Raw genomic sequence first — 23374 nt, forward strand, 5'->3', positions numbered from 1 at the left:
TTTAAGCGTGTATACTGTTGCGCTTTCGTCGGGAAGCGAGTTGACGCTCGCGCTATACCCAAACTAGGAGTTTAATCGTGGCAAAGAAAATTGTCGGCTATATCAAGCTGCAAGTGCCCGCTGGCAAAGCCAACCCGTCGCCGCCGATCGGTCCGGCCCTGGGTCAGCGTGGTCTGAACATCATGGAATTCTGCAAGGCGTTCAACGCCGCGACCCAAGGCGTTGAGCCGGGTCTGCCGATTCCCGTAGTGATTACCGCATTCGCGGACAAGTCCTTCACCTTCGTGATGAAGACCCCGCCGGCCACCATCCTTCTGAAGAAGGCTGCTGGCATCAAGTCCGGTTCGGCCAAGGCCAATACCGACAAGGTGGGTAAAGTGACTCGCGCTCAGCTGGAAGAAATCGCCAAGACCAAGCAGCCGGATCTGACCGCTGCCGATCTGGACGCCGCTGTTCGCACCATCGCCGGCTCCGCCCGTTCGATGGGTCTGGAAGTGGAGGGCGTGTAATGGCTAAGGTTTCCAAGCGCTTGCAAGCTCTGAAGGCTGGCGTTGATCGCAACAAGCTGTACGCTATCGACGAAGCGATCTCCCTGGTGAAAGCCGCCGCCACCGCCAAATTCGACGAGTCCATCGACGTGGCCGTGAATCTGGGCGTGGATCCGCGTAAATCCGACCAAGTGGTCCGTGGTTCCGTGGTTCTGCCGCGCGGTACCGGCAAGTCCGTACGCGTTGCCGTGTTCGCTCAAGGCGCGAACGCTGAAGCCGCTAAAGCCGCTGGCGCGGAAGTCGTTGGTTTCGACGATCTGGCCGAGCAGGTTAAAGCCGGCAATCTGGACTTCGACATCGTGATCGCCTCCCCGGACGCCATGCGCGTTGTGGGTCAGCTGGGTCAGATCCTGGGCCCGCGCGGCCTGATGCCGAACCCGAAGGTGGGTACCGTGACCCCGAACGTAGCCGAGGCCGTGAAAAACGCCAAGGCCGGTCAGGTTCAGTACCGTACCGACAAGGCCGGTATCGTTCACGCCACCATCGGCCGCGCTTCTTTCGAAGCCGAAGCCCTGCGTGAAAACTTCTCCGCTCTGGTTGATGCCCTGGTGAAAGCCAAGCCGGCAGCTTCCAAGGGCGTGTATCTGAAAAAGATCGCCGTATCCAGCACCATGGGTGTCGGCGCTCGTGTAGATACCAACTCGATCAGCGCTTAATCGCTGTTTGAGTTTGGCGGGGCGGTTCGCCGCCTCGCCAAGGCTTTGGGCTGGCAAGTTCGCTTGCCAGGTTGTCAAAGACCGTAGGCGCCGCAAGGCTTAATCGCAGATTTGCCGGTATGGAAGTCCGCACCCTACGCAGATGGTGTACCCGAAACAGGCTTCTGAACAAAGTTCAAGCTCATGTAGCTCAGGGGTAGAGCACTCCCTTGGTAAGGGAGAGGTCGGCGGTTCAATTCCGCCCATGAGCACCAGTTCTTTATGATGTCTCCTGATGTAGGTCGCCGCTGCAAAGCGAAGCGAAAATCCTTTCGCTTCATTTCAGTCTAGGAGGTAGACCTTGAGTCTCAATATCGAAGATAAAAAGGCGGTCGTAGCTGAAGTATCTGCCACGCTGGCAGACGCTCAGACCCTCGTTATCGCTGAATATCGGGGCATCGAGGTAAGCAGCATGACCAAACTCCGCGCTCAGGCGCGCGAGAATGGCGTATACCTGCGCGTTCTGAAGAACACGCTGGTTCGCCGTGCTGTGGAAGGCACTCCGTTTGCCGGTCTGGCTGACCAAATGGTCGGCCCGCTGGTTTACGCTGTTTCCACCGACCCGGTAGCTGCTGCCAAGGTGCTGCATCAATATGCCAAGGCTGACGACAAAATCATCGTCAAAGCAGGTTCCTACGATGGCCAGGTGCTGAACGCCGCTCAGGTTGCTGAGCTCGCGTCCATCCCGAGCCGCGAAGAACTGCTGTCCAAGCTTCTCTACGTTATGCAGGCTCCGGTCGCTGGCTTCGCCCGCGCGCTGGCCGCCCTGTCCGACAAGAAGCAAGCCGAAGCCGCTTAACTTATTTGATTCTTATAGAATTCAGGAGATTTTCACATGGCAATCACCAAAGAAGACATCCTCGAGGCCGTTGCTGGTCTGACCGTGATGGAACTGAACGACCTGGTTAAGGCGTTCGAAGAGAAGTTCGGCGTTTCCGCCGCTGCTGTTGCTGTTGCTGGCCCGGCTGGCGCCGGCGCTGCTGCCGCTGAAGAAAAAACCGAGTTTGACGTTATCCTGACTGGCGCTGGCGACAACAAGGTTGGCGTGATCAAGGTTGTGCGCGCAATCACCGGTCTGGGCCTGAAAGAAGCCAAAGACCTGGTTGACGGCGCTCCGAAAGCCCTGAAAGAAGGCGTGGCGAAGGCTGAAGCCGACGACATCCTGAAACAGCTGACCGAAGCCGGTGCTAAGGCTGAAATCAAATAATCTTCTTTGAAAAAAGAGGGTGAGGCTGGCGGAGAAATCCGCCAGCCTTATTGCGCTTGTAGTTGGCCGAAACGAAGAAGGTAAAAGCCAGCAATTATTGAGCGTGGCTGCTGACTTTTGGTTTCTTGCTTGCGCCACCCCACCTCGATGGAGACTCTATGAGTTATTCGTTTACTGAGAAGAAGCGTATTCGTAAAAGTTTTGCGAAGCGTGCCAGTGTTCTCGATGTCCCATTCCTGTTGGCGACCCAGATTGATTCCTACACCGAATTTCTCCAGTTGGGTGTGCCGCTTGACCAGCGTAGGGATGTGGGCCTTCAGGCTGCGTTCAAATCGATCTATCCGATCATCAGCCATAATGGCTATGCGCGTCTGGACTTCGCTCATTACGTCTTGGGCGAGCCGCCGTTCGACGTGCAGGAGTGCCAGCTGCGCGGCATTACCTACGCCGCTCCGTTGCGCGCGCGCATCCGTCTGACCATCTTCGACAAAGAGTCTTCCAAGCCGGTGGTGAAGGAAGTGCGCGAGAACGAAGTGTACATGGGCGAAATCCCGCTGATGACGACCAATGGTTCGTTCATCATCAACGGCACCGAGCGCGTCATCGTTTCTCAGTTGCATCGTTCCCCGGGCGTGTTCTTCGAGCACGACCGCGGCAAGACTCATTCCTCCGGCAAACTGTTGTTCTCCGCCCGCGTGATTCCTTACCGCGGTTCCTGGCTGGACTTCGAGTTTGACCCGAAAGACCTGCTGTACTTCCGTATCGACCGTCGCCGCAAGATGCCGGTGACCATCCTGCTGAAGGCGCTGGGTTACACCAACGAAGAAATCCTGTCCGAGTTCTACAGCTTCGACACCTTCTACCTGACCAAGAGCGGCGTGTTCATGCGCGTGGTTCCGGATCGTCTGAAGGGCGAAGTGGCCAAGTTCGACATCGTTGCCGCCGACGGCAAGCTGATCGTGGCCAAGGACAAGCGTATTACCGCCAAGCACATCCGCGACATCCAGACCGCTGAGCTGGACCGCATCGAAGTGCCGGCCGACGCGCTGCTGGGCAAGGTGCTGGCGCACAACGTCGCCAACGCCGACACCGGCGAGCTGATTTCGCGCGCCAACGACGAAGTGACCGAGGAAGTGCTGGCCAAGCTGGCGCTGGCCGATATCCAGCAGGTGGAAGTGTTGTTCACCAACGATCTGGATCAGGGCTCCTACATCTCCCAGACGCTGCGCGCCGACGACATCCAGGACCAGCTGCAGGCCCGCGTGGCCATCTACCGCATGATGCGTCCGGGCGAACCGCCGACGGAAGACGCGGTGGAAGCGCTGTTCCAGCGTCTGTTCTTCAGCGAAGAAACCTACGATCTGTCGCGCGTGGGCCGCATGAAGTTCAGCTCGCGCACCTACCAGTACAAATTCGACGACAAGACCCCTGAGTGGTTCAAGGTGCTGATCGGCGAGAAGTTCGCCGAGCGTCGCGATGTGATGGAAGGCACGCTGTCGACTGAAGACATCGTTTCCGTGATCGCCATCCTGACCGAGCTGCGCAATGGCCGCGGCGAAGTGGACGATATCGATCACCTGGGTAACCGTCGCGTGCGTTCGGTGGGCGAACTGGCCGAAAACCAGTTCCGCGCCGGCCTGGTACGCGTGGAGCGCGCGGTCAAGGAACGCCTGAATCAGGCGGAATCCGACAACCTGATGCCGCACGACCTGATCAACGCCAAGCCGGTGTCCGCCGCGATCAAGGAGTTCTTCGGCTCCTCGCAGCTGTCCCAGTTCATGGACCAGACCAACCCGCTGTCGGAAATCACCCACAAGCGCCGCGTATCGGCTCTTGGCCCGGGCGGTCTGACCCGCGAACGCGCCGGTTTCGAAGTGCGCGACGTACACCCGACCCACTACGGCCGCGTGTGCCCGATCGAAACGCCGGAAGGCCCGAACATCGGTCTGATCAACTCCTTGTCCGTCTATGCGCGCACCAATGAGTTCGGCTTCCTGGAAACCCCGTACCGCAAGGTAGTGGACAGCAAGGTCACCAACGAGATCGACTACCTGTCCGCGATCGAAGAAGGCCGCTACGTGATTGCTCAGGCCAACGCCGAGTTGAGCGAAGAAGGCGCGCTGATCGACGAGCTGGTGACCTGCCGCGAGAAGGGCGAAACCATTCTGGCGACTCCGGACCGCGTACAGTACATGGACGTGGCCACCGGTCAGGTGGTGTCCGTCGCCGCTTCGCTGATTCCGTTCCTGGAACACGATGACGCCAACCGCGCATTGATGGGCGCCAACATGCAGCGCCAGGCCGTGCCTTGCCTGCGTCCGGAAAAAGCCCTGGTGGGCACCGGCATCGAGCGCTCGGTGGCGGTTGACTCCGGCACCACCGTGGTGGCGCGTCGCGGCGGCGTGGTCGACTATGTCGACGCGACCCGCGTGGTGGTTCGCGTCAACGACGAAGAAGCCGTTGCCGGCGAAGTGGGCGTGGACATCTACAACCTGACCAAGTTCACCCGCTCCAACCAGAACACCAACATCAACCAGCGTCCGGTGGTGAAAGTGGGCGACCACATCGCCCGCGGCGACGTGGTGGCCGACGGCGCCTCCACCGACTTGGGCGAGCTGGCGCTGGGTCAGAACATGACCATCGCCTTCATGCCGTGGAACGGTTACAACTACGAGGACTCGATCCTGATCTCGGAGAAGCTGGTCGCCGAAGACCGCTACACCTCGATCCATATCGAAGAACTGTCCGTGGTTGCCCGCGACACCAAGCTGGGCCCCGAGGAAATCACCCGCGACATCCCGAACCTGTCCGAGCGCATGGCCGGCCGTCTGGATGAATCCGGCATCGTGTACATCGGCGCCGAAGTCGAAGCCGGCGATGTGCTGGTGGGCAAGGTGACGCCTAAGGGCGAAACCCAGCTGACCCCGGAAGAGAAGCTGCTGCGCGCGATCTTCGGCGAGAAGGCTTCCGACGTGAAGGACACCTCGCTGCGCGTGCCGACCGGCACCGTGGGCACCGTGATCGACGTTCAGGTGTTCACCCGCGAAGGCATTGAGCGCGACAAGCGCGCCCAGTCCATCATCGATTCGGAACTGAAGCGCTATCGCCTGGACCTGAACGACCAACTGCGTATTTTCGACAACGACGCCTTCAGCCGTATCGAGCGTCTGATCGTGGGCAAAGTGGCCAACGGCGGTCCGAAGCGTCTGGTGAAAGGCACTGTGATCGATCAGGAATACCTGGCCGATCTGCCGTCCAAGCACGACTGGTTCGACATCCGCATGGCCGATGAAGACATCGCCAAGCAGCTGGAACTGATCAAGGAAAGCCTGGCGCAGAAGCGCGAAGAATTCGACCTCAAGTTCGAAGACAAGAAGCGCAAGCTGACCCAGGGCGACGAGCTGCCGCCGGGCGTGCAGAAGATGGTCAAGGTTTACCTGGCCGTTAAGCGCCGCCTGCAGGCCGGCGACAAGATGGCCGGCCGTCACGGCAACAAGGGCGTGGTATCGCGCATCCTGCCGATCGAAGACATGCCTTACATGGGCGACGGCCGTCCGGTCGACATCGTGCTGAACCCGCTGGGCGTACCGTCGCGTATGAACATCGGTCAGATCCTGGAAGTGCATCTGGGGTGGGCCGCCAAGGGCATCGGCGAGCGCATCGACCGCATGATCAAGGATCAGCAGAACGCTTCCTTGGTGCGCGGCTATCTGGAGCGCATCTACAACGAAGCGGGCAAGGTCGAGGACATCGCCTCGCTGAGCGACGACGAAGTGCTGGCCCTGGCGGACAATCTGCGCAAGGGCATGCCGTTCGCGACGCCGGTGTTCGACGGCGCCAAGGAGACCGAGATCAAGCACATGCTGGATCTGGCCTACCCGGATGCGGACCCGCTGACCGAGAAAATGGGCTTTAATGAGTCCAAGACCCAGATGACCCTGTACGACGGCCGCTCCGGCGAAGCCTTCGACCGCAAGGTCACCGTGGGCGTGATGCACTATCTGAAGCTGCATCACCTGGTCGACGACAAGATGCACGCGCGCTCCACCGGCCCGTACTCGCTGGTGACTCAGCAGCCGCTGGGCGGTAAGGCCCAGTTCGGCGGCCAGCGTTTCGGTGAGATGGAGGTTTGGGCGCTGGAAGCTTACGGCGCCGCCTACACCCTGCAGGAAATGCTGACCGTGAAGTCGGACGATGTGACCGGTCGTACCAAGGTGTACGAGAACATCGTCAAGGGCGAGCACAAGATCGATGCCGGCATGCCGGAATCCTTCAACGTGCTGGTGAAGGAAATCCGTTCGCTCGGCCTCGACATGGACCTGGAACGTTATTGATTGGGTTGAATGGGCGCGGCAAGCCGCCGCGCCTGTCCCCTGACTGGAGACGCAATGAAAGCTCTGCTCGACCTCTTTAAGCAAGTTACGCAAGAAGAAGAGTTTGATGCGATTAAGATCGGCATCGCCTCGCCTGACAAGATCCGTTCCTGGTCTTATGGTGAAGTAAAAAAGCCTGAAACCATCAACTATCGTACCTTCAAACCGGAACGCGACGGCCTGTTCTGCGCGCGCATCTTCGGACCGGTGAAGGACTATGAGTGCTTGTGCGGCAAGTACAAGCGCCTGAAGCATCGCGGCGTGATCTGCGAGAAGTGCGGCGTGGAAGTCACCTTGTCCAAGGTGCGTCGCGAACGCATGGGCCACATCGAGCTGGCCAGCCCGACCGCGCACATCTGGTTCCTGAAGTCGCTGCCGTCGCGTCTGGGCATGGTGCTGGACATGACGCTGCGCGACATCGAACGCGTGCTGTACTTCGAAGCGTTCGTGGTGACCGATCCGGGCATGACCCCGCTGCAATACCGTCAGCTGCTGACCGAAGAGGACTTCCTGGACAAGGAAGACCAGTACGGTGAAGAGTTCGTCGCCATGATGGGCGCCGAAGCGGTCAAGGAATTGCTGAAGAAGCTGAACCTGGACAGCGAGATCGAGACCCTGCGCGCCGAACTCAAGGCCACCAGCTCCGACACCAAGATCAAGAAGATCTCCAAGCGCCTGAAAGTGCTGGAGGCCTTCCAACGTTCCGGCATGAAGCCGGAATGGATGATCCTGGAAGTGCTGCCGGTGCTGCCGCCGGAACTGCGTCCGCTGGTGCCGCTGGACGGCGGTCGCTTCGCTACTTCCGATCTGAACGATCTGTACCGCCGCGTGATCAACCGTAACAACCGTCTGAAGCGCCTGCTGGAACTGCGCGCGCCGGACATCATCGTGCGCAACGAGAAGCGCATGCTGCAGGAATCGGTTGACTCGCTGCTGGACAACGGCCGTCGCGGCAAGGCGATGACCGGCGCCAACAAGCGTCCGCTGAAGTCGCTGGCCGACATGATCAAGGGCAAGGGCGGTCGTTTCCGTCAGAACTTGCTGGGTAAGCGCGTGGACTACTCCGGTCGTTCCGTGATTACCGTGGGCCCGACCCTGCGTCTGCATCAGTGCGGCCTGCCTAAGAAAATGGCGCTGGAACTGTTCAAGCCCTTCATCTTCCACAAGCTGGAAGTGATGGGTCTGGCCTCCACCATCAAGGCGGCCAAGAAGCTGGTAGAGCAGGAAGTGCCGGAAGTCTGGGACATCCTGGAAGACGTGATCCGCGAGCATCCGGTGCTGCTGAACCGCGCGCCGACGCTGCACCGCCTGGGTATTCAGGCGTTCGAGCCGGTGCTGATCGAAGGCAAGGCCATCCAGCTGCACCCGCTGGTTTGCGCGGCGTTCAACGCCGACTTCGACGGTGACCAGATGGCTGTTCACGTGCCGCTGTCGCTGGAAGCGCAGATGGAAGCCCGCACCCTGATGCTGGCCACCAACAACGTGCTGTCCCCGGCCAACGGCGACCCGATCATCGTGCCGTCGCAGGATATCGTGTTGGGTCTGTACTACATGACCCGCGATAAGGTGAACGGCAAGGGCGAAGGCATGGTGTTTGCGGACACCAAGGAAGTGCATCGCGCCTACGAAACCCGTCAGGTTGAACTGGCGACGCGCATCACCGTGCGTCTGCGCGAGTGGGAAAAAGACGAGCAGGGCGAGTTCCAGCCGGTGATCAAGCGTTACGACACCACCGTGGGCCGCGCCATTCTGTCCGACATCCTGCCGAAAGGCCTGCCGTTCGAGCACATCAACAAGGCGCTGAAGAAGAAGGAAATCTCCAAGCTGATCAACGTATCGTTCCGCCGTTGCGGCATCCGCGATACCGTGATCTTCGCCGACCAGTTGATGTACACCGGTTTCGCCTACTCCACTCGCGGCGGCATCTCCATTTGCGTGGACGATATGCAGATCCCGGCCAAGAAGGTCGACCTGCTCGCCGACGCGCAGAAGGAAGTCAAAGAGATCGAAGAGCAGTACCGTCAAGGTCTGGTGACCCAGGGCGAACGCTACAACAAGGTAGTGGACATCTGGGGCCGCACCGGCGACAAGATCGCCAAGGCGATGATGGACGAGCTGTCCAAGCAGAAGGTGCTGGACCGCGAAGGCAAGGAAGTCGATCAGGAATCCTTCAACTCCATTTACATGATGGCCGACTCGGGCGCGCGGGGTTCCGCCGCTCAGATCAAGCAGCTGGCCGGCATGCGGGGTCTGATGGCCAAGCCGGACGGCTCGATTATCGAGACGCCGATTACCGCGAACTTCCGCGAAGGCCTGACCGTACTGCAGTACTTTATTTCCACTCACGGTGCGCGTAAGGGTCTGGCGGATACCGCCTTGAAGACCGCGAACTCCGGTTACCTGACGCGTCGTCTGGTCGACGTGACCCAGGACTTGGTGGTGATCGAGGACGATTGCGGCACCAGCAACGGCTTCACCATGAAGGCCGTGCTGCAAGGCGGCGACGTGATCGAACCGCTGCGCGACCGCATCCTGGGCCGCGTGGCCGCGATCGACCTGGTGGATCCGTCCACCGGCGAGACCGTGATCGAAGCCGGCACCCTGCTGGACGAGCATCTGGTGGACGTGGTGGACAGCCTGGGCATCGACGAAGTGAAGGTGCGTACCGCCATCACTTGCGACACCCGCTACGGCCTGTGCGCCAAGTGCTATGGTCGCGACCTGGCGCGCGGCAAGCGCGTCAACGCCGGCGAAGCCATCGGCGTGATCGCCGCCCAGTCCATTGGCGAACCGGGCACCCAGCTGACCATGCGTACCTTCCACATCGGTGGCGCGGCGTCGCGAAACGCGGCCGCCAGCCAGGTGGAGGGCAAGTCCAACGGCACCGTGCGCTTCTCCAGTCAGATGCGCTATGTGGCGAACACCAAGGGCGAGCTGATCGTCATCACCCGCTCCGGCGAAGTGGTGATCCACGACGATATGGGCCGTGAGCGCGAGCGTCACAAAGTGCCGTACGGCGCGACCCTGATGGTCACCGACGGTCTGGTGATCAAGGCGGGCGCGGTGTTGGCCACTTGGGACCCGCACACCCGTCCGATCATCACCGAGTACGCGGGCCGCGTGAAGTTCGAAAACGTGGAAGAGGGCAACACCGTAGCCAAGCAGACCGACGAAGTGACGGGTCTGTCGACGCTGGTGGTGATCGATCCGAAGCGCCGCGCCGGTTCTCAGTCCAAGATGCTGCGTCCTCTGGTGAAGCTGCTGGACGACAACGGCAACGAAGTGAAGCTGGCCGGTTCCGAAGCCTCGGTATCGATCACCTTCCAGGTGGGCGCCATTATCACGGTGCGCGACGGTCAGGAAGTGGGCAAGGGCGAAGTGCTGGCCCGCATCCCGCAAGAATCGTCCAAGACCCGCGATATTACCGGTGGTCTGCCGCGTGTGGCCGAGCTGTTTGAAGCGCGTTCGCCGAAAGACGCCGGCATGCTGGCGGAAGTGACCGGTACGATCTCCTTCGGCAAGGACACCAAGGGCAAGCAGCGCCTGATCATCACCGATCTGGAAGGCAATGGTTACGAAAACCTGATCCCGAAAGACAAGCACGTGCTGGTGCACGACGGTCAGGTGGTGAACCGCGGCGAATCCATCGTCGACGGTCCGGTGGATCCGCACGACATTCTGCGTCTGCAGGGTATCGAGGCCTTGGCCCGCTACATCGTTCAAGAGGTGCAGGAGGTGTATCGTCTGCAGGGCGTGAAGATCAACGACAAGCACATCGAGGTGATCATTCGCCAGATGCTGCGTCGCGTGATCATCTCCGACAGCGGCGACACCGAGTTCATCCAGGGCGAGCAGGTGGAACGCGCCGACGCGCTGGAAATGAACGACAAGATGCTGGCGGAAGGCCGTGAGCCTGCGCAGTACGAAAACGTGCTGCTGGGTATCACCAAGGCGTCCTTGTCCACCGACTCCTTCATCTCCGCGGCTTCCTTCCAGGAAACCACCCGCGTGCTGACCGAAGCGGCGATCATGGGCAAGAAGGACGACTTGCGCGGCCTGAAGGAAAACGTGATCGTCGGTCGTCTGATCCCGGCGGGTACCGGCCTGGCTTACCACCGCACCCGTCGCGGTTCGACGCAGCATACGCTGGAAGCGGCCGAAGCTCAGTTCTTCGACATCGCCCCGGCCGACGCGCTCGACAGCAACGAATAACGCTTAGTCGTCCTGGCCGGAAAGGGGCGGAATTGCCCGCCTCGGAAGGCCCTGACGCAAAGTGTTGAAAAAACGCTGCCCTATCAACGGTTAAGGTGATGGGGCGGCGTTGTTTTCATTGACGGTAGGACGTTGACTAAAATATAATCCTCCGTCCTTTCTGGCGGCGTGTTGCCGCTGGAGAGCTTCAACTAGGAACTGATAGTAATGCCAACCATTAACCAACTCGTTCGCAAAGGCCGCGTCGCCATCAAGGCGAAGAGCAAGGTGCCTGCGCTGGAAGCCTGCCCGCAGAAGCGTGGCGTGTGCACCCGTGTCTACACCACCACTCCGAAGAAGCCGAACTCGGCTCTGCGTAAAGTGTGCAAGGTTCGTCTGACCAACGGTTTCGAAGTGATTTCCTACATTGGTGGTGAAGGCCACAACCTGCAGGAACACTCCGTAGTGCTGCTCCGCGGCGGTCGTGTAAAAGACTTGCCGGGTGTTCGCTACCACACCGTTCGCGGCTCCCTCGACACCGCAGGTGTTAAAGACCGTAAACAGGCTCGTTCCAAGTACGGCGCCAAGCGTCCCAAGTAATTGGGTTGCACTCAAGGCGGCCTGATCAACACTCAGGGTCGTCTAGTAAGTGACTGCTCCATTGGGTAGTCATGAGCCAAAGCTCAACTGAATAATCTAAGGAAGTAACATGCCACGTCGCAGAGAAGTCCCCAAGCGCGAAATCCTGCCGGATCCGAAGTTCGGTTCCCAGGACCTGTCCAAGTTCATGAACGTAGTCATGATCGATGGCAAGAAATCCGTTGCAGAACGCATCATCTACGGTGCTCTGGAACAGATCGAAAAGAAATCCGGCAAGAATGCCCTGGAAGTATTCAACACCGCTCTGGCCAACGCCAAGCCGGTTGTTGAAGTAAAAAGCCGCCGTGTAGGCGGTGCCAACTATCAAGTTCCTGTTGAAGTACGTCCGTCGCGTCGTATGGCTCTGGCCATGCGTTGGCTGCGCGACGCTGCGCGCAAGCGCGGCGAAAAGTCCATGGACCTGCGCCTGGCTGGTGAGTTGCTCGACGCGGCCGAAGGCCGTGGCGGCGCGATGAAGAAGCGTGACGAAGTGCACCGTATGGCAGAAGCCAACAAGGCCTTCTCGCACTTCCGCTTCTAAGCAGACCCACTATTTAAGGTGTAGATCGTGGCAAGGAAAACCCCCATTGAGCGTTACCGTAACATCGGTATCTCCGCTCACATTGACGCCGGTAAGACGACCACTACCGAGCGTATTCTGTTTTACACCGGTGTGAACCACAAGCTGGGCGAGGTTCATGACGGCGCTGCCACCACCGACTGGATGGAGCAGGAGCAGGAGCGTGGCATTACCATCACCTCCGCTGCTGTGACCACCTTCTGGAAAGGTATGGGGATGCAGTTCCCCGAGCACCGCTTCAACATCATCGACACCCCGGGACACGTGGACTTTACCATTGAGGTAGAGCGTTCCATGCGTGTACTGGACGGCGCGGTGATGGTGTACTGCGCGGTGGGTGGCGTTCAGCCCCAGTCTGAAACCGTATGGCGTCAGGCTAACAAGTACAAAGTTCCGCGTATCGCCTTCGTGAACAAGATGGACCGTCAAGGCGCCAACTTCTTCCGTGCGGTTGAACAGGTGAAGACTCGCCTGCGCGGCAACCCGGTGCCCATCGTTGTGCCTATCGGCGCTGAAGATGGTTTCACCGGCGTGGTCGATCTGTTGAAGATGAAGGCCATCATCTGGGATGAAGCGTCCCAGGGCATGAAATTCGAATACGGCGACATCCCGGCCGATCTGGTTTCCGTGGCCGAAGAATGGCGCGAAAAAATGGTCGAAGCCGCTGCCGAAGTCAGCGACGAGATGATGGACAAGTACTTGGGCGGCGAAACGCTGACCGAGGAAGAAATCATCGCCGGCCTGCGCGAGCGTACCCTGCGTTGCGAAATTCAGCCGATGCTGTGCGGCTCCGCGTTCAAGAACAAGGGTGTTCAGCGCATGCTGGATGCCGTGATTGAACTGCTGCCGGCGCCGATCGACATTCCGGCCATCGCGGGTGAAACCGACGGCAAGCCGGCCGAGCGTCACGCTTCCGACGACGAGCCGTTCTCGGCTCTGGCGTTCAAGCTGATGAACGACCCGTACGTTGGTCAGCTGACCTTCTTCCGCGTCTACTCCGGTGTGGTGAAGTCCGGTGATACCGTGCTGAACTCCATCAAGGGCAAGAAAGAGCGTATCGGCCGTATCGTGCAGATGATGGCGAACGACCGTATCGAGCTGGAAGAAGTGCGTGCCGGCGACATCGCCGCCGCCATCGGCCTGAAAGAAGTGACCACCGGCGAAACCCTGTGCGATCTGAACGCCGAAATCATCCTGGAGCGCATGGAGTTCCCGGAGCCGGTGATTCACGTTGCCGTTGAGCCGAAGACCAAGGCCGACCAGGAGAAGATGGGCGTTGCCCTGAACCGCCTGGCCAAGGAAGACCCGTCGTTCCGCGTGCGTACCGACGAAGAATCCGGCCAGACCATTATTTCCGGTATGGGCGAACTGCACCTGGAAATTCTGGTTGACCGCATGCGGCGTGAATTTGGCGTTGAAGCCAACGTTGGCGCTCCGCAAGTGGCTTACCGCGAAACCATTACCAAAGTCGTTACCGACGTTGACGGCAAGCACGTCAAGCAGTCCGGTGGTAAGGGTCAGTACGGCCATGCAGTCATTACCCTGGAGCCGTCCGGCGAAGGCAATGGCTACAAGTTTGTCGACGAGATCAAGGGTGGCGTGATTCCGCGTGAATTCATTCCGTCCGTGGACAAGGGTATTCAGAACACCCTGTCCAGCGGTATTCTCGCCGGCTTCCCGGTGGTGGACGTTACCGTGCGTCTGACCTTCGGTTCCTACCACGACGTCGACTCCTCGCAGATCGCGTTCGAACTGGCGGGCTCCCTGGCATTCAAAGAAGCCATGCGCCGCGCCGGTCCGTGCATCCTCGAGCCGATGATGGCGGTGGAAGTGGAAACTCCGGAAGAGTACATGGGCGATGTAATGGGCGACTTGAACCGTCGTCGCGGCATCGTTCAGGGTATGGACGACGATGGTTTGGGTGGCAAGAAGATCAAGGCCGAAGTACCGCTGGCCGAGATGTTCGGTTACTCCACCGACCTGCGCTCCGCTACCCAGGGTCGTGCGACCTACTCCATGGAGTTCAAGCACTACTCCGAAGCTCCGAAGCATGTTGCTGACGCCGTAATGGCCGCCCGCAAGTAATGCGCGCTGAGGCTGGCCGGATTTAACGATTCGGCCAGTCCCGATCTAATGTTCTTTAATCAAGGATTTTTGCAAAATGGCAAAAGAAAAGTTTGAGCGGACTAAACCGCACGTAAACGTAGGCACCATCGGTCACGTGGACCATGGTAAAACCACTCTGACCGCTGCTATCACCACCATTCTGTCCAAGAAGTTCGGCGGCGAAGCCAAAGACTACTCCCAGATCGACAGCGCGTTGAGCTTGTTCAGCCGGTGCGCTGGCGTCGCCCTTGGCGGCGGTGGCGCGTTGAGCTTGTTCGGCCGGAGCGCTGGCGTCGCCCTTGGCGGCGGTGGCGCGTTGAGCTTGTTCAGCCGGAGCGCTGGCGTCTTGAGCCGCCCAGCTGGCGCCGGCGAACAGGGAAGTCATCAGAGCAATGGCAAGAGTGGATTTCTTCATGGGATTAACCTTTTCGAGAGAGTGAGTCACATCGCTTGCGCTTGAGTCTGCCGCGCTTCGATCATTTGCGCTTTCCCTATGGCAAAAGGCGTGCCAGCTTTGATTTTTTCTTATTTATCAAAGCTTTGCGTTTTTTGTGGCTTGAGTTTGATTGCAGGAAGCGGCCATTCTGTCGCCGTTAGGCGACAGAATGTCGGTGGAGATGGGCAGGGCTTTGATTTGCTTGGGGTTTTGCCTGTCGCCGATCGGCGACAGGCGTAGAGGCGCTCCGTTTCCGTCACGCCGATCGCGTCGCCGCGCTTATTCCAGCTTGAAGGCGGCCGGCGTCAGTTCGTGTTTTTGCAGCAAGCGGTAAAACTCGGTGCGGTTGCGGTCCGCCAGGCGCGCGGCGTCGCTGACATTGCCGCCGGTCAGCCGCAACAGGCGTTCCAGATAGTCGCGTTCGAATTGCCGCTTGGCTTCCGCCAGCGTCGGAATCGCGCTTTCTTCACTGGCGACGGCTTTCTGTACTTGCGCCAGCGTTACCAGAGAGCCGGTGGTCAGCACGCAACATTGTTCAACCACATTGGCCAATTGTCGGATATTGCCCGGCCAGGGCGCCGCGCTCAGGTATTCCAGCGCGTCGGCGGCGAAACCGCTGACGGCCTTTTGATAGCGGGTGGCGATTTTTTCCAGGAAATGCGCGGCCAGCAGAGGAATGTCTTCGCGGCGTTCCGCCAGCGGCGGCAGGCGCAGAGACACCACGTTCAGGCGGTAGAACAGGTCCTCTCGGAAGCTGCCTTCCTGAATCAGCGCTTCCAGCTCGCGATGCGTGGCCGACACCAGACGGATATCCACCGGGGTCGCCCGCGTCGCGCCGACCGGACGCACCTCGCGCTCTTGCAGCACGCGCAGCAGTTTGACCTGCAGCGGCGGCGGCATATCGCCGATCTCGTCCAGGAACAGGGTGCCACCGTCCGCCTGTTGGATCAGGCCGGTCTGGCGCGCGTTGGCGCCGGTGAACGAGCCTTTTTCATGGCCGAACAACTCGCTTTCCAGCAGATTGTCCGGAATCGCCCCGCAGTTGACCGCGATGAAGGGCTGGCCGGCGCGCGGGCTGGCCAGGTGGATGGCCTTGGCCAGCACTTCCTTGCCGGTGCCGCTTTCGCCGCGCAAGAGCACGCTGGCGCCGGTGGCGGCGACCATGCGGGCCTCGGCCAGCAGTTCCTCCATCGCCGGGCTGCGGCTGACCAGGCCGGAGCGCCAGCCGGCCGCGGCCTGATCGACCGCGCGTCCGGGGCCCGCCAGCGATAGCCCTTGGGCCACCTTGTCCAGCAGCGCCTTGCCGTCGAAGGGTTTGACCAGATAGCCAAACACGCCGCGGCTGACCGCTTCCACGGCGTCCGGCACCGTGCCGTGGGCGGTCAGGAGAATCACCGGCATCGCGGGGTAGCGCTGGCGGACTTGCTCAAACAGTTCCAGACCATCCATGCCGGGCAGGCGCCAGTCCGTCAGCAGCAAGTCGGCGCGGCGGGCCGCCAGCGCGTTCAAGGCCGCTTCAGCGCTGTCCAGCGCTTCGACCTCGTAGCCGGCGGCGCCGAGGCGAAGGCCGAGCAAGCGCAACAGATCGGGATCGTCGTCCACCAAGACGATGCGGGCGATGGCGCTCATGGCTGACCTCCTTTGGTTTTGCTGGGTTTTAGCTGGAGTTCGCGCTCGACTTCGCGCAAGGCGTTGAGCTTGCCGTTCAAGTCGTCGTAGCGTTTTTGCAGATCGCGGTTCTGCGCCTGCTGTCGTTCCAGCGCTTCCGCCAGCTTGCGTCTTTCCTGCAGCTGTTGAAGCGGCAGCCGCGCAAGACCCTGGCTGGCCGGGTCCAGATTATCGGTTTTGGCGAGCAGACTTTCCAATTGGGCCTGCAGTTTTTGCACATCGGCGCGGCTCTCCGCCGTCTGCGCCTGTTGCAGCAGAGTCAGCAAGCGGGCGCTGCCGCAGCTTTCCCTTCCGGCCAGGCTCAGCGCCTGGATTTCCCGCGTCTGGCTCAGCAGCAGCAGGATCTGGTTGGCGTCCGGGCAACGGATGATGGGCGCGGCGGGCACGGCGACCGGCTGGCCTTGATGAGCGCAGGCGCTCAGGGCCAGCAGGCCGCACAGCCAAAGCAGCCGGCGCGCGTTGAGAGCCCAAAAGCGAGATGTCTTCATGTCTTGTTCTCCGGTTCCGGCCACTGCAGGCGGAAGCAGGCGCCGGCCTGAGGTTTGGATTCCAGCGTCAGTTCGCCGCGCATCAATTGGGCGAAGCCGCGCGCCATCGCCAGGCCTAGCCCGGTGCCGGGCAGTTCGCCTGGCGGCGGCGAGCCGCTCCAGAACGGTTCGAAAATTTTTTCCCGATAGGCGTCCGGCACTCCGGGGCCTTGATCGCGGATTTCCAGCCAGACGCCGCCGGCGTCGCGGCCGTGGCGCAGGCTCAAGGCGCTGCCGGCGGGGCTGTGGCGGATGGCGTTGATCAATAGATTGTCCAGAATGGTTTCCACTTTGGAGCGGTCGCCGTTGACCCGATCCGCATCGCCCAGGACGTCGGCGGCAAGGCGTTTGGCCTGCAATAGCGGACGGCTGGCCTGCAGCCGCTCCGCAATCAGCGCCGGCAGGTCGAAGGTTTCCACGGTCAGCGTCTCGGACAGCCATTGGCCGGCATCATAGCGCAATAAGGCTTCCACGCGCTGACGCAGGGTTTGCGCATTGTTTTGCAGGATGGCGACGATCTCCTGCTGCTGAGCGGACAGCTGTCCTATCACTTCTTCGCGCAGCAGCGCGGCGGCTTCGTGGATGGCGGCCAGCGGCGTTTTCAGCTCATGGGACGCTTGGCGGAAGAAACGGCCTTTCTGTTCTTCCAGCGCCGCCAGCCGGCGGTCTAGCTGGGCCAGCTCGCGCGCCAGACGCTGCAGGTCGGCGGGGCCGGACTGGCGCCAGTCCTGCAGCCGCGCCCCGTCGCTCATCCGCGCGATCTTGGCTTGCAGCTTGCGCAGCGGCCAGCTGATCAACAAGGTCATCGCCAGCGCCAGCGCCAGCGCGGAGGCCAGCGACAGCCAGGCCAGGCGGTCGGCGGTGCGGCGCATTTCCGTGATCGAGTCCTGCCATTGGCGCTGGCTTTGTTCCAGTTGGCGGTTGATCAATTGGCCTTGCGCGGTCAGGTGCAGGTCCAACTGGCGGAACAAGCGGTCGCGTTGCGCGCCGGCGCGCGCCGGCAGGGCCTGGAGTTGCGGCTGGATCGCCAGAATGGCCCGGGCGCTGAGCGTCAACTCGTCGTCGTCGCCGCGTTGCAATTTGCGTTGCGCCAGCTCGATCTCCTGCCAGGCGCCGGCGGCGGTTTTGGCCAGCGCGCGGTCTTTCAGGATTTGAGCCTGGCGGGTGGCGCGTTCGAATTGAATGGATTGCTCGCGCGACACGCGATTGGCGTCCAGCCATTCCTTGGCTTGCTCCTGATGCGAGCGCAGCGTGGAGGCGGCGTGTCCCAGCTCGTTGCGCAGCTGGATCAGCACGGCCGAGGGCACGACGGCGACGATCAGAAAGCTGGCCAGCAACAGGCTGCGGAATGAAACGAAACGAAGCATGATGGGGTCGGCGTCGACGCCGCGGGCGCAGGCCCGCGGCTAAGGGCAAAGATCAAGCAGACAGCGGAGCGGCGGCTAAGTTCTGGCGGGAAATCCATTCAGCCAGTTCGGCCACGCTCAGAACGGGCAGCGCGTGCGTTTGAGCGTAGTCCGCGATTTGCGCGCCGCGCATCATGCTGCCGTCGGGGTTCATCAGCTCGCAGAGCACGCCGGCGGGCTGGAAGCCGGCCAGACGCGCCAGTTCCACCGCGGCCTCGGTATGGCCTCGGCGGCTCAGCACGCCGCCGGCGGCGGCCACCAGCGGGAAGACATGGCCGGGGCTGACCACGTCGCCCGCCTGCGCCTGCGGGTGGACGGCGGCCTGGATGGTGCGCACCCGGTCGGCGGCGGATACGCCGGTGGACACGCCCTGGGCGGCTTCTATGCTGACGGTGAAGGCGGTGCCGTAGCGGCTGCCGTTGCGTTGCGTCATCGGCGGCAATTGCAGCCGGGCGGCGTGCTCGGCGGTCAGGCACAGGCAGACGATGCCGCTGCAATCGCGGATCAGACGCGCCATTTCGGCCTCGCTCAGCGCGTCGGCGGCCAGGATCAGGTCGGCCTCGTTCTCGCGGTCGTGATCATCGGGGACAATGACCGGCAGGCCGCGGCGCAAGGCGTTCAGCGCCGCTTCTACGCGTTGGGACAAGGTGTCGGGGTGTGTGGCGATACTCATGGAAACGGTCCTCGGGTCGTTTGAGAAACAGGTTCCAGGGCGTGAAAAGGGCCGGCGCAAGCCAACCCGCGCGCACCAGCGCGCAGCGAACACGCCGCGGCCGCGCGTAGCACGGCAGGCGGCCATGTCGTCTTCTCTCATCCGGACTATTACCGTCGGCTCTGGCCTGTCACCAGATCTGCTGACCTTCCGCCGGGAAGCGGAAGCGCTCGCGGGCTCGATCTTGCGATCATACCGCCGGTGGGGAATTGCACCCCGCCCTGAAGACGTTGCGTTGGCCCGCGATGATGGGCGGGCCAGCGGCGATTATAGCGCGGTGGTAAGATTGGGCATTCGTTTTTTTGGCCGGCGGCTGACACCATGATTGAAACCGACAACCTGTACGGCGGCGCGCCCGAGCCGCGCATCGTCACCCAGCAAAGCCTGTCCAGCCAGGAGGAGGCGCTGGAGCGCGCCTTGCGGCCCAAGCAGCTGGACGAGTACGTCGGCCAGAAGAAGGCGCGCGAACAGCTGGAGATCTTCATCGAAGCGGCCAAGCGCCGCAGCGAAGCGCTGGACCACGTGCTGCTGTTCGGCCCGCCCGGCTTGGGCAAGACCACGCTGGCGCACATCGTCGCCCGCGAAATGGGGGTGAATTTGCGCCAGACCTCGGGGCCGGTGCTGGAGCGGGCGGGCGATCTGGCCGCCTTGCTGACCAATCTGGAGCCGCACGATGTGCTGTTCATCGACGAGATCCACCGGCTGAGCCCGGTGGTGGAGGAAATCCTCTATCCGGCGCTGGAGGATTATCAGATCGACATCATGATAGGCGAGGGGCCGGCGGCGCGTTCGGTCAAGATCGATCTGCCGCCGTTCACCCTGGTGGGGGCCACCACCCGCGCCGGCATGCTGACCAATCCGCTGCGCGACCGTTTCGGCATCGTCGCGCGGCTGGAGTTCTACAACGCGGAGGAACTGACCCGCATCGTCAGCCGTTCCGCCGGCTTGTTGAACGTCAAGCTGGCCGACGACGGCGCGTTCGAAGTGGCGCGCCGCAGCCGCGGCACGCCGCGCATCGCCAACCGGCTGCTGCGCCGGGTGAGGGATTACGCCGAGGTCCGGGCCGACGGGGTGGTCAGCGCCCAGGTGGCGGACGCCGCGCTGGCGATGCTGGACGTGGACCCGGCCGGCCTGGACGTCATGGACCGCAAACTGCTGCAGGCCATTCTGGAGAAGTTCTCCGGCGGGCCGGTGGGGCTGGACAACGTCGCGGCCGCCATCGGCGAATCCACCGACACCATAGAAGACGTGATCGAGCCCTTCCTGATTCAGCAAGGCTATCTGCAGCGCACTCCGCGCGGCCGGATGGCGACGGCGTTGGCCTATCAGCACTTTGGGCTGCCGTTGCGGGATTGACGCGCCGGCCGGCGCTGTCGCTTGCGCGCAGCAGCATGGCCATCCCTTGATCGCCGCCGCCGCCGCGCGGGCGTACAATGCCTGCTTTCACGCATTCCGCTGCGGCGGGGGATGATTATGTTCTACGCTTTGTTCGGCCTGACCTTGGCGGTGGCGATCGCCACTTCGATTTTCACCGCGCGCTTTTTCGATCCGGCGGTCAACAAGATTCTGGCGCGAGTCCTGGGACGGGATTTGACCGATGCCTGGCGCAAGTACATTTTCTTCGCCATCGTGGTCACCGGCGTGTCCGGCGGCGTGCGGCAGTGGGCGCTGGAGAAGTACCTGCCGCCGGCGGCGGGCAAGGGCAGCACGGTGATGGAGCTGACCGGCGAACGCTGGTTGCTGGAGCTGTTCAATACTTTCATCGACACCCTGCGCTCGATTGCCTGGGTGATGTTGTTGTTCTTCCTGTGCGCGATGCTGGCCTATGTGATCATGAAGGCGGTGGAGATGCGCAAAGGCGAGCAGGCCTCCGACGAATGAAAAAAATCCCGGTCCATGACCGGGATTTTTCTTTGAAGCGCGGCGCGGCTCAGCGGCCGATCTTGATTTGCGACCACAAGCGGTTCAGATCGCGGCGGGATTTCACGTCCAGATCTTTCAGCGCCACGTATTTGCCCTTGGCCGGTTCCAGCATGATCACCGGATTGGCCTTGATCTGCGGTTTGAAGAAGACCTCGGCCGCCTTGACCGGATTGGTTGCGCCGATCTGGTTGGAAATCTCGGCGGCGTTCTTGCTGTCCAGCATGAAATTGATGAAGCGGTGCGCCAAGTCCGGACGCGGGGCGTCCTTCAACACCACCATATTGTCCACCGCCAGGATATTGCCTTCTTTCTGCGGCTGGTAAGCCAGCTTGAACGGGCGTTTGGCGTGCTGCGCGTCCTGCTGCGCCTGGAACAGATCGTTGGAATAGCCGTGTGCCACCCAGATATTGCCGACGGTCAGCTCTTTGATATAGCTCTGGTTGTTGAAGGCGGCCCAATAGGGCTTGGCTTTGCGGATCACGCCGGCCGCGGCCTTCCAGTCTGCTGGCTGGACGGAGTTGGCGTCCTTGCCCAGATAGAGCAGGGCGGCGGACATCAGTTCGCGCTGAGAATCCAGCACGGTGACCCTGCCCTTGATCTTGGCCAGCACCGCGGGATCGAAGATCAGCGCCCAGCTGTTGGCCTGCGGCAGCACGCCGGCTTTTTGCAACTGGGTTTCGTTGTAGCCTAGCAAGGTCAGCGACACCACGGTGGGCGCGGCCACCTTGTTGCCGGCGTCGAACGGCGCGTTCAAGTTCAGATAGCCGGCATTGAGGTTTTTCCAGTTGGGCAGCAGCGCCTTGTTCAGCGGCTGGGTCTTGCCCTGCTTGATCAGCGTGCTGACGGCGAAGGCGGTGGGAAACACCATGTCGTAGCCTTTGGCGCCGGCGGCCAGCTTGGCCAGCATTTCCTCGTTGTCCCCGTAATAGTCCTGCACCAGCCTGCATTTGCACGATTGTTCGAAACGCTTGGCGGTGTCTGCGGACAAGGCGTTGTTCCAGTTGTAGATATGGAGTACGTCCTCGGCCATTGCCGAGCCCCAAGTCAGAGCCAGAAGCGCCGAAAGGGCCAGCTTTTTCATACGCGTGAATCCTTAAGTTCAAAGAATGGGAAGGTAAAAAGGGAAGCGGAGCGAAGGCGCCGCGGCGCCTCCGCCTCCGTCACAGCGCGACCATATTGTCGCGATGGATCAGTTCCGGTTCGATCATATAGCCCAGCGCGGCTTCGATCTCGCGGGTGGGTTTTTGCATGATGGTGCGCGCTTCGCTGGAGCTGTAGTTGACCAGGCCGCGCGCCACTTCCTTGCCTTCCTGATCGACGCAGGCCACCGCCTCGCCGCGCAGGAAATCGCCTTCCACCGCACAAACGCCGATAGGCAGCAGGCTGGTGCCGCGTTCCCGCACCGCCAGCGCCGCGCCGGCGTCCAGCACCAGACGGCCGGACAGCTTCAGATGATCCGCCAGCCATTGCTTGCGCGCCGCCATGCGGCTGGTGGGCGGCAGCAACTGGGTGCCGATGCCTTCGCCGTCCGCCAGGCGCGACAGCACTTGATGCTCGCGGCCGCAGGCGATCACGGTGGCCGCGCCGCTGCGCGCCGCGCGCTTGGCGGCGAGAATCTTGGTGATCATGCCGCCGGTGCCTACGCTGGAGCCGGCACCGCCGGCCATCTCTTCCAGCCGGGCTTCGCCGGCGACGGCTTCGTGGATGAATTCCGCGTCCGGGTGTTTGCGCGGGTCCGCACTGTACAGGCCTTGCTGATCGGTGAGAATGATCAGCGCGTCGGCCTCGATCAGATTGGTCACCAGCGCGCCCAGGGTGTCGTTGTCGCCGAAGCGGATTTCGTCGGTAACCACGGTGTCGTTCTCGTTGATGATGGGCACCGCGTTCAGGTTCAACAGGCTGGTCAGCGTGGAGCGGGCGTTCAGGTAACGGGTGCGGTCGGCCAGGTCCTCGTGGGTCAGCAGGATTTGCGCGGTTTGCAGGCCAAAGCCGCGGAAGGCGGTTTCGTAGGCCTGGCACAGGCCCATCTGGCCGACCGCCGCCGCGGCCTGCAATTCGTGCACGCCCTTGGGGCGCACGGTCCAGCCCAAGCGCTGGCAGCCCTCGGCGATCGCGCCGCTGGAAACCAGTACCACCTGCTTGCCGCGCCGTTTCAGCTCGGCGATCTCCGCGGCCCAGCGATCAAGCGCCGCCCTGTCCAAGCCCTTGCCGTCATTGGTGACGAGACTGGAACCCACCTTGACCACAATCCGGTCTGCGGCGTGAATAACCGAGCGCATCCAAAACTCCATAAGTCGAAAACGATAGATGCGGGGGAGTGTACCCGAAAAAGCGGGGGGCGGACCGTCTCCAGCGGCGAGGGC

General features: G+C 61.7%; 17 protein-coding genes, 1 tRNA gene, 1 pseudogene and 1 riboswitch. Of the genes and pseudogenes, 13 read left to right on the forward strand and 6 right to left on the reverse strand.

Annotation, left to right across the window (positions count from 1 at the left end):
- Nucleotides 1-77 precede the first annotated feature (77 nt).
- The 11 genes and pseudogenes from rplK to DB032_RS01025 all read left to right on the forward strand — a co-directional run.
- Nucleotides 78-509: a 50S ribosomal protein L11 gene (gene rplK, locus DB032_RS00975; RefSeq protein WP_048416070.1), complete on the forward strand. Its 432-nt coding sequence runs from the start codon at nt 78-80 to the stop codon at nt 507-509.
- Nucleotides 509-1204 (forward strand): 50S ribosomal protein L1, encoded by a 696-nt coding sequence (gene rplA / locus DB032_RS00980; RefSeq protein ID WP_048416069.1) that lies wholly within the window; start codon nt 509-511, stop codon nt 1202-1204. Before rplK ends, rplA begins: the two co-directional genes overlap by 1 nt.
- A gap of 179 nt (nt 1205-1383) precedes the next feature.
- Nucleotides 1384-1458 (forward strand) — tRNA-Thr (locus tag DB032_RS00985).
- Nucleotides 1459-1544: 86 nt separating this feature from the next.
- On the forward strand, nt 1545-2042 hold the full coding sequence (gene rplJ, locus DB032_RS00990) for a 50S ribosomal protein L10 (protein WP_107797906.1): 498 nt from the start codon (nt 1545-1547) through the stop codon (nt 2040-2042).
- A 36-nt stretch (nt 2043-2078) separates the two neighbouring features.
- Entirely contained in the window at nt 2079-2450 is a 372-nt protein-coding gene (gene rplL, locus DB032_RS00995; RefSeq protein WP_019102910.1) for a 50S ribosomal protein L7/L12, read from the forward strand.
- 158 nt (nt 2451-2608) lie between these two features.
- Complete coding sequence (rpoB, locus tag DB032_RS01000; protein ID WP_107797907.1) at nt 2609-6784, forward strand: DNA-directed RNA polymerase subunit beta; 4176 nt, start codon at nt 2609-2611, stop codon at nt 6782-6784.
- A 54-nt stretch (nt 6785-6838) separates the two neighbouring features.
- Nucleotides 6839-11035, forward strand: a complete 4197-nt coding sequence (gene rpoC / locus DB032_RS01005; protein WP_107797908.1) for a DNA-directed RNA polymerase subunit beta' — start codon at nt 6839-6841, stop codon at nt 11033-11035.
- A gap of 207 nt (nt 11036-11242) precedes the next feature.
- Nucleotides 11243-11614: a 30S ribosomal protein S12 gene (gene rpsL, locus DB032_RS01010; RefSeq protein ID WP_019103491.1), complete on the forward strand. Its 372-nt coding sequence runs from the start codon at nt 11243-11245 to the stop codon at nt 11612-11614.
- Nucleotides 11615-11723: 109 nt separating this feature from the next.
- Nucleotides 11724-12194, forward strand: coding sequence for a 30S ribosomal protein S7 (gene rpsG / locus DB032_RS01015; protein WP_019103492.1), 471 nt, complete (start codon nt 11724-11726; stop codon nt 12192-12194).
- A gap of 27 nt (nt 12195-12221) precedes the next feature.
- Nucleotides 12222-14318 carry an elongation factor G gene (fusA, locus tag DB032_RS01020; protein ID WP_107797909.1) on the forward strand — a complete coding sequence of 699 codons (2097 nt, stop codon included), beginning with the start codon at nt 12222-12224 and terminating at the stop codon, nt 14316-14318.
- A gap of 76 nt (nt 14319-14394) precedes the next feature.
- Nucleotides 14395-14553: pseudogene (locus DB032_RS01025) on the forward strand (GTP-binding protein); the annotation flags it as partial.
- A 501-nt stretch (nt 14554-15054) separates the two neighbouring features.
- Here DB032_RS01025 and DB032_RS01030 read toward each other — a convergent pair.
- The 4 genes from DB032_RS01030 to ribB all read right to left on the reverse strand — a co-directional run bounded on the left by DB032_RS01030 (nt 15055) and on the right by ribB (nt 19190).
- A complete protein-coding gene (locus DB032_RS01030) occupies nt 15055-16404 on the reverse strand; it encodes a sigma 54-interacting transcriptional regulator (protein WP_107797910.1) in 1350 nt (449 codons plus the stop codon).
- The gene (locus DB032_RS01035) at nt 16401-16931 is read right to left on the reverse strand and encodes a hypothetical protein (protein WP_107797911.1); all 531 of its coding nucleotides are present in this window, start codon (nt 16929-16931) and stop codon (nt 16401-16403) included. Before DB032_RS01035 ends, DB032_RS01030 begins: the two co-directional genes overlap by 4 nt.
- Complete coding sequence (locus DB032_RS01040) at nt 16928-18337, reverse strand: HAMP domain-containing sensor histidine kinase (RefSeq protein WP_107797912.1); 1410 nt, start codon at nt 18335-18337, stop codon at nt 16928-16930. The genes DB032_RS01035 and DB032_RS01040 overlap by 4 nt, the downstream gene beginning before the upstream one ends.
- A gap of 52 nt (nt 18338-18389) precedes the next feature.
- Nucleotides 18390-19190, reverse strand: a complete 801-nt coding sequence (ribB, locus tag DB032_RS01045) for a 3,4-dihydroxy-2-butanone-4-phosphate synthase (RefSeq protein ID WP_370445181.1) — start codon at nt 19188-19190, stop codon at nt 18390-18392.
- A riboswitch (FMN riboswitch) is annotated at nt 19175-19321 on the reverse strand. (Overlaps the previous gene by 16 nt.)
- Nucleotides 19322-19409: 88 nt before the next feature.
- On the opposite strand from ribB, the gene ruvB reads away from it, so the two are divergent.
- Both ruvB and DB032_RS01055 read left to right on the forward strand, forming a co-directional pair.
- Entirely contained in the window at nt 19410-20444 is a 1035-nt protein-coding gene (gene ruvB / locus DB032_RS01050; RefSeq protein WP_107797913.1) for a Holliday junction branch migration DNA helicase RuvB, read from the forward strand.
- Nucleotides 20445-20561: 117 nt separating this feature from the next.
- A complete protein-coding gene (locus DB032_RS01055) occupies nt 20562-20969 on the forward strand; it encodes a hypothetical protein (protein WP_107797914.1) in 408 nt (135 codons plus the stop codon).
- Between the two features lie 49 nt (nt 20970-21018).
- On the opposite strand, the gene DB032_RS01060 is transcribed toward DB032_RS01055, so the two are convergent.
- Together DB032_RS01060 and proB are read right to left on the reverse strand one after the other, a co-directional pair.
- Complete coding sequence (locus DB032_RS01060; RefSeq protein WP_107797915.1) at nt 21019-22092, reverse strand: PotD/PotF family extracellular solute-binding protein; 1074 nt, start codon at nt 22090-22092, stop codon at nt 21019-21021.
- Between the two features lie 79 nt (nt 22093-22171).
- Nucleotides 22172-23290, reverse strand: a complete 1119-nt coding sequence (gene proB / locus DB032_RS01065) for a glutamate 5-kinase (RefSeq protein ID WP_107797916.1) — start codon at nt 23288-23290, stop codon at nt 22172-22174.
- Between the last annotated feature and the right edge of the window lie 84 nt (nt 23291-23374).

Source organism: Chromobacterium sp. Panama, from assembly GCF_003052555.1.
Lineage (GTDB): Bacteria > Pseudomonadota > Gammaproteobacteria > Burkholderiales > Chromobacteriaceae > Chromobacterium.